Source organism: Billgrantia endophytica (assembly GCF_002879615.1).
Classification (GTDB): Bacteria; Pseudomonadota; Gammaproteobacteria; order Pseudomonadales; family Halomonadaceae; genus Halomonas; species Halomonas endophytica.
Genome location: NZ_PNRF01000046.1, coordinates 76,155 through 82,557 on the forward strand (window position 1 = coordinate 76,155; position 6,403 = coordinate 82,557).

Sequence of the window (6,403 nt, forward strand, 5' to 3'; positions counted from 1 at the left end):
TTCAATACTGGCTAAGGCTGCACGCCATAGCGAGCACGCGGCCCAAGCTCTGTTCTCAGTCGGGCATCGGCCAGGTTGATAAAGTCACAAAGCACCGGGCGGGTCTCCCTGGGATCAATAATTTCTTCGACGGCAAAGGCTTCCGCCGACCGGAATGGCGAGGCATAAGGCTTAAGTTCCGCCTCGATCTCCTTCTCCCGGGCGGCCGGATCCGGAGCGGACATGATGTCACGACGGAACGCAGCGGCTACCCCGCCTTCCACCGGCAGCGACCCCCATTCCGCACTAGGCCATGCCAACTTGAGATCGATGTCGTTCTTGTTGCAGGTAGCCATGCCGGCCATGCCGTAGCATTTGCGGATTACCAGAGTGAGCGTTGGTACCTTGAGGTTACCGGCGGAGTATACCGCACGCATACCCTCCCGTAGTGTGCCCGACTGCTCCGCCTTCTCGCCTACCATGAAGCCGGGCAAGTCGACGAGGAAAATCAGAGGAATGTGGAAGGTGTCGCAGAGTTCCATGAAGTGGATTTGCTTGCGAGCAGCCTTATCGTCCAACGCGCCGCTATAAACCATAGGGTTATTAGCTACTATCCCCACGGGACGGCCATCCAGACGGGCAAACAAAGTGATGACGGCCTTCGCATGAGTAGGCTGTATTTCGAACTCCGAGCCTTTGTCTATAACCATTTCGATAAGTCGGTACATATTGTAGGCTTGGGTTCGCTTCGCAGGAATGATCGAAGCAAGCTCCTCATCGCAACGATTGACCGGGTCATCAGTGGGGGCCACCGGTGGCATTTCCCACACATTGGAAGGCATGAAGCTAAGAAAGCGCCGCATCTGTCTCAAAGCATCCTCTTCAGACTCTGCAGCATTGTGTATGGTGCCAGCCTGATCCACCGCGACTCTGGCACCGCCTAGCATTTCTTTGTCAACAATGCGTCCAAGTGATCGTTTTACGACAGGCGGACCGGCAGCGAAGATTTGACTAGTCTCGCGGACCATCACTGAAAAGTGGGAAAGGATCGCACGGCCAGCCGGCCCACCTGCTGCGGTGCCCAAGACAGCGGACGCCACAGGTACGGTGCCCAACAACGAAACAGAGCGCTCAAAGCCATGCACACCGGGGAACACGCTATGCCCACGACGCTGAATAGACGTCACGCTGCCACCGGCCCCATCAATCAAATTCAGCAGTGGTATGCGATAGTGGTAAGCAAGGTCTTCGACAAAACCACCCTGTCCGCCCTTGCGGCGTAGGCTGCCGAAAGTCGTACCGCCGCGCACCGTGAAATCTTCACCTCCGACAGCAACAGGTCGACCATCAACATGGGCCATCCCAGCGATATAAGGCGCTGGGGTGACCGAGATTAGGCGATTATTCTCATCGTACTTGCCACTGCCTGCCAGAGTGCCGATCTCACGGAAGCTATTAGCGTCGGTAAGCAGTGTTATGCGCTCTCGTACCGTTAACCGCCCTGCTTTATGCTGGCGTTCAATAGCTTCTCCGCCCCCCATGGCCTGAGCCTGCTGTCGGCGGAACTTTAGCTCCTCGATCCCACCTTCAATCTCCGGCCAACCCTGCTCTACAGCATAGGAGAATTTTTTTTTCTCTCCCGTCGGTTCAGACGTCACTCGATTACGCATAGCAGGTCCCCCTCCTCCACGGATTCTCCCTCGGCTACTAGCAGCTCCTTGATAGTGCCCGCCATAGTCGCCTCTACGGGAATTTCCATCTTCATCGACTCTAAAATCATGACCACGTCTCCTTCCTCGACGCAATCACCGACATGCCTTTCGATTTTCCATAGAGTTCCCGTTATTTCTGAAATCAGTTGTTGTGTCATTTTCATTTTCCTCGTCAGTAACTTCATTACAATGGATAATCAGAATGTGGTGGGCCAGGCTGACAACTGGTGTTTACCTATACCTCCTGACAAGTGCATGGTATGGAACTCAAGCGTCTTGATGAGGTGACGACGGGTATCGGCCGGCCGTATCACTGACTGTACTGAGTACATCTCCGCCAGACCCCAAACACTATTGTCCCGCTCCATCTGCTTACGGAGCTGTTGTTGCTCTTCTTCTGATGGATTCCTGCCCCAGGTGACCACCTGAACCGAATAAGCCGGATCCATGAAGCTCACCTCGGCGGTGGGCCAGGCGACAACTTCATCGGAATTGCGGCCCCCTCCCATGTTCAGGTAGGCCTGGCCGTAGCTCTTGCGCATAATCACCGACAGCTTGGGCACGGTGCACATCTGCAGTGCTGTCATGAAGTTCATGATCTTGCCAGGGGCCTTCATCCGCTCGCCCTCGATCCCGATCACGAACCCCGGAGTGTCCACCATCATCACAATCGGAATGTTGAATGAATCACAGAGCACTAGAAAACGGGTGATTTTTTCGCATCCAGCTACGTCCATGGCGCCGGCTTTGTACATGGGGTTGTTTGCCACGATACCGACGGTCCCGCCATCGAGGCGGGCAAGCCCGGTAACGACGGTACGGCCAAACCGGGGCTTCAGCTCAAAGAAACTGTCCTGGTCAACCATTGACCTGATGATTTTGCGCACGTCGTAGACCCTGCGGCGGCTCTCCGGCAGAATATCCTGCACCTGTGCGGCGGCCTCGTCAGAGCCTTCAGGGACAAGCGCCCGGGGAGGCGGTTCATTCTTGTGCGAAGGTAGATAGGAAAGAAACTTCCGGATCAGATCCAGTGCCTCTTCGTCGGTCTCTGCCACCCGATCGATGAGTCCCGTCACCTCATCATGGAGCTTCCAGCCACCAAGATCCTCAGGGTCGACTTTCTGGCCGATGGCGACCGAGGCAAGGCTCGCACTCGCCACGGCCAGCACCGAGCCCTTGCGCATAACGGTAAAATCCGACAGGCAGGCATACCAGGCGGATGATCCGTAACACTGGCCCAGGATAGCCGTCGCCCAAGGCGACTCCCGGTGACGTACATACTGCGTAGGATCATTGCCGAGCAAGGCCCCCATTCCACGCGACCCCATATTATCCGGCATTCGCGCACCAGAGGACTCGCCGAAGAAGACCAGCGGAAAGCCGCGCTCCGTCGCCACCCGCTTTACATGGCTAATCTTCTTCATATTGGTGAGGCTACTAGAAGCCCCCTTTACGGTGAAATCGTTAGAGGCAATGCCGGCCGGGCGGCCATCCACTCGTGCGAAGCCCACCAGCTTCCCGTCCCCAGGGGTACGCTCACGGTCCGCCTCTACCACAGATGAGACACCCAGCAAACCACTTTCCATAAAGCTACCGGGATCGACGAAGTAGTCGATACGTTCTCGGGCGTTGAGTATGCTCGCCTCGCGACGGCGCTGCAGTTTCTCCTCACCGCCCATCGAATATGCACGCTCCTCACGCTCTTTGAGTTCAGCCATTTTTTTCTCAAGTGACATGCCTGGGGCTCCTGTATGTTATTGGTGAACCGACCAGCTAGGAGCGCAGCACTTCGCCCCCGATGTTTTGTTTAAAAGGTCATCTAGTCGCTGGACTCTATACCGTGAATGACATCTTCCGCTGCCAGTGCCTTGATCGCCGTCTGATCAAGCCCCAGCTCATTAGTGAGAATCTCGACCGAGTCCTGGCCAATGTCTCGGCCGGCCCAGCGCACTGATCCTGGGGTGCGCGATAGCTTCGGCACCACATTAGCCATGGCGACAGGACCCAGCACTGGATCTTTCGGACTAATGATCATCTGCCGGGCGCGATAGTGGGGATCGGCGAAGATATCGCGCATGTTGAAGATTCGCGACGCTGGTACTGATGCCTCGTCGAGGACTGCTTCGAGCTCATCCACAGTAAGTGTCTCGGTCCAGGCTGCAATTACGGTGTCGATATCATTCTCGTACTCCGAACGAGCCGTCGGCGTGGCAAAACGCGGATCCTCCAGCAGCTCCGGCTGCTTCATGGCTTTGACTAAACGCTTGTAAACAGATTGAGAGCCGGCTGTGATATGGACATAACGGCCATCCTGCGTCGGGTAGAGTGAGTTCGGCGTATGGTTAGGCAGGCGGGGGCCGGCCCGCTCAGCAACATGGCCAATCTGATGGAAGGCGGGGATATGAGGCTCCATGAAGCTGAAGGCGGCCTCATAGAGCGCGGCATCAACAACTTGTCCGTACCCGGTACGATTACGCTCTACCAAGGCCATGGAGGCGGCAAAAGCGGCATAGAGCCCGGTAATGTAGTCCGTCACCGAAACAGCCACCCTGGCTGGTGGTCGATCAGGGTCTCCGGTAATTTCCCTTAGGCCACTTACTGCTTCGCAGACTACGCCGTATCCAGGCCGCTGGCTGTAGGGTCCGTCCTGACCGTAGCCGCTGATCCGCACCAGGATGAGTCCTTGGTTCACCGCGCTTAGTTCATCATAATCAAGCCCCCAACGTTCCAAGGTGCCTGGTCTAAAATTCTCTACCACGATATCCGCCCGCTCGCAGAGCTGGCGGACCAGCTCTCTGCCACGCTCCTTTCTCAAGTCGATAGAGACTATCCGTTTGTTGCGTAGAATCGAGGCACCATAGAGTGAGCGACCCTGGTGGCGCTTACCCATGCTACGAACTGCATCACCTTCCTTTTGCTCCACCTTGATTACATCGGCACCGAAGTCCCCGAGCAAACGGGCACAAAATGGTCCAGCAACAGTGGAGCCAAGCTCAATTACCCGGTAACCGGAAAGCGGCCCCACACCATTTCCCGATTGAGCCGCAACTTGTCCTCCGCTTGACATCACCCACCTCCCTAACTCTTTGCTCGACACAAAATCAAGGCTACACTTTTACCGACATAAATGTAAACAAAAATTCCGCCAAAAAAAATCAACCCTGAAAAAGCCTTCAGTCCCCTCTCGGCCAGGGTGGAGCGCGGTATCGCCACCCGGTACGGGCGAAGATCTACTCTTGACGGTACAGCAGCAGGTACTCGGCATACTTGGCGATCATCACCTAAGCCAACAGGCCCTCGGTGGCGATGTCCTTGTTTGTAGCGCGTCAACCGTCTCTCTGAGCGACACGGGATGGCTGGTCTTGAGTGTCGCGCGCATCGACGGTCGTCCGCGTGAGAGCTTGTTCTCCATCGCCGTTCGGTGCCGATAGCTGTCGACGTTGAGTTCGAAGAGGGTGGCGTGGTGAATCAGGCGCTCGAGCCGTCGCCGCGCGCACTCAGCGAACTCGTCTTCAGCCAAGGGGGCCAGCGCTGGCCAATCCTCCTGATCGGCTTGGTCGGCGAAGCACGACCACACTGCCTTGATGGTGGGCAAGCGCAGGTCATTGAGCATCTGGGTAAGCCGTGTGGCATCCGTCATCGTGGACGCACTCGTGCCACACCTCTGACCGTCGGGCGGTTCATCAGCTCGTCATAGATCACCAGCGACGCCAGTCGCACTTCGACGTGGGGGAGCTCGCTTATCGAGGGACCGAAGCGCTTACGTGGCACGTCGAGTTTCGGTAACTCGCCAGCCTCGAGCAGTCCCTCCAGGTGCTGAGCGAGTGCCGCTTCACAGCCCCACTCGTGGGCCAAGGCCAGCTAAGTCGACCATGCAGCGGCAGGCCAAGCGGGCCTCCTCTCCCACGAGAAAAGTGTCGATGATAGGCCTCTCGCGGGAACAATTGGTTGCGATAGGCCAGGTTCAATAGCACCATCAGCATGCGCCGCAGGGCATGAATGACGTGATGGCAGCCACACGAGAGTGCTCGCTCTCAGCGAGCCGGTACTGCATGCCGACGAAATCCCGGTGCCGATGCTGGCCCCGGGCAAGAAGACGACCCACCGCGCCTACCTGTGGGCCTACGCCACCACCCCCTACGCCGGATTGGAGGCGGTGATCTACGACTTCACCGAAGGGCGCGACGGCCAGCATGCCCGAACCTTCCTCGGTGAGTGGCAGGGCAAGCTGATCTGTGATGATTACAGCGACTACAAACAGAGCTTCGCCAAGGGTGTCACCGAGATCGGCTGCATGGCCGTCGCAAGTTCGTCGACTTTTCGTACAAAACCTTGTGTCTCTCCGGGCTTGTTGATTAGCTACCAGCAGGCCCTGGCATCAGGGTGAGCATCCACAAAGCCTGAGGCGTCACAGCCTGGAACCTAGATTATGCCCCCTGATGCCCTCTATCTCGATAGCTTGAATGGTATCCAAGCCCCTCCCGAACCGGAGTGAGGCTGCACGAACAAGGGAAGGCGACGAGATCATGGCAGTAATTGGTATCGACGTCAGCAAGAAGAAGCTCGATTGTGCCTGGCTGCGCGATGTATCAACCGGCAAGGTTAAGACACGGGTATTTACTAACCACAGGCAGGGTTTTCCCCGCTTGCTGGAATGGCTTGAGCACCAGACCGGCGAACCGCGTGAACGGCTTCACATCCTGATGGAAGCT

At 57.0% G+C, this 6,403-nt stretch carries 6 protein-coding genes and 2 pseudogenes; 2 read left to right on the top strand and 6 right to left on the bottom strand.

All coding sequences use genetic code 11. From position 1 onward, the window contains the following. Window positions 1–11: 11 nt before the first annotated feature. The 6 genes from C1H69_RS21830 to C1H69_RS23345 all read right to left on the bottom strand — a co-directional run bounded on the left by C1H69_RS21830 (window position 12) and on the right by C1H69_RS23345 (window position 5,546). Entirely contained in the window at window positions 12–1,649 is a 1,638-nt protein-coding gene (locus C1H69_RS21830) for an acyl-CoA carboxylase subunit beta (protein WP_102655494.1), read from the bottom strand. Beyond that, window positions 1,634–1,849, bottom strand: coding sequence for a biotin/lipoyl-binding carrier protein (locus tag C1H69_RS21835; RefSeq protein ID WP_102655495.1), 216 nt, complete (start codon window positions 1,847–1,849; stop codon window positions 1,634–1,636). Before C1H69_RS21835 ends, C1H69_RS21830 begins: the two co-directional genes overlap by 16 nt. Before the next feature lie 39 nt (window positions 1,850–1,888). Further along, a complete protein-coding gene (locus C1H69_RS21840; protein ID WP_102655496.1) occupies window positions 1,889–3,427 on the bottom strand; it encodes an acyl-CoA carboxylase subunit beta in 1,539 nt (512 codons plus the stop codon). An 83-nt stretch (window positions 3,428–3,510) separates the two neighbouring features. Next, window positions 3,511–4,758, bottom strand: a complete 1,248-nt coding sequence (locus tag C1H69_RS21845) for a CaiB/BaiF CoA transferase family protein (RefSeq protein ID WP_102655497.1) — start codon at window positions 4,756–4,758, stop codon at window positions 3,511–3,513. A 210-nt stretch (window positions 4,759–4,968) separates the two neighbouring features. Next, on the bottom strand, window positions 4,969–5,331 hold the full coding sequence (locus tag C1H69_RS21850; RefSeq protein WP_102655498.1) for a P-loop NTPase family protein: 363 nt from the start codon (window positions 5,329–5,331) through the stop codon (window positions 4,969–4,971). Continuing rightward, window positions 5,328–5,546: a hypothetical protein gene (locus C1H69_RS23345; protein ID WP_133155004.1), complete on the bottom strand. Its 219-nt coding sequence runs from the start codon at window positions 5,544–5,546 to the stop codon at window positions 5,328–5,330. Before C1H69_RS23345 ends, C1H69_RS21850 begins: the two co-directional genes overlap by 4 nt. A gap of 184 nt (window positions 5,547–5,730) precedes the next feature. On the opposite strand from C1H69_RS23345, the pseudogene C1H69_RS21855 reads away from it, so the two are divergent. Continuing rightward, window positions 5,731–6,012 (top strand): annotated as a pseudogene (locus tag C1H69_RS21855) (IS66 family transposase); the annotation flags it as partial. A gap of 205 nt (window positions 6,013–6,217) precedes the next feature. After that, a pseudogene (locus C1H69_RS21860) lies at window positions 6,218–6,403 on the top strand (IS110 family RNA-guided transposase); the annotation flags it as partial.

Bases quoted from the DNA above. Each gene is read 5' to 3' on its own strand.
- C1H69_RS21830 (WP_102655494.1), bottom strand. From the start codon at position 1,649: ATGCGTAATCGAGTGACGTCTGAACCGACGGGAGAGAAAAAAAAATTC.
- C1H69_RS21835 (WP_102655495.1), bottom strand. From the start codon at position 1,849: ATGACACAACAACTGATTTCAGAAATAACGGGAACTCTATGGAAAATC.
- C1H69_RS21840 (WP_102655496.1), bottom strand. From the start codon at position 3,427: ATGTCACTTGAGAAAAAAATGGCTGAACTCAAAGAGCGTGAGGAGCGT.
- C1H69_RS21845 (WP_102655497.1), bottom strand. From the start codon at position 4,758: ATGTCAAGCGGAGGACAAGTTGCGGCTCAATCGGGAAATGGTGTGGGG.
- C1H69_RS21850 (WP_102655498.1), bottom strand. From the start codon at position 5,331: ATGACGGATGCCACACGGCTTACCCAGATGCTCAATGACCTGCGCTTG.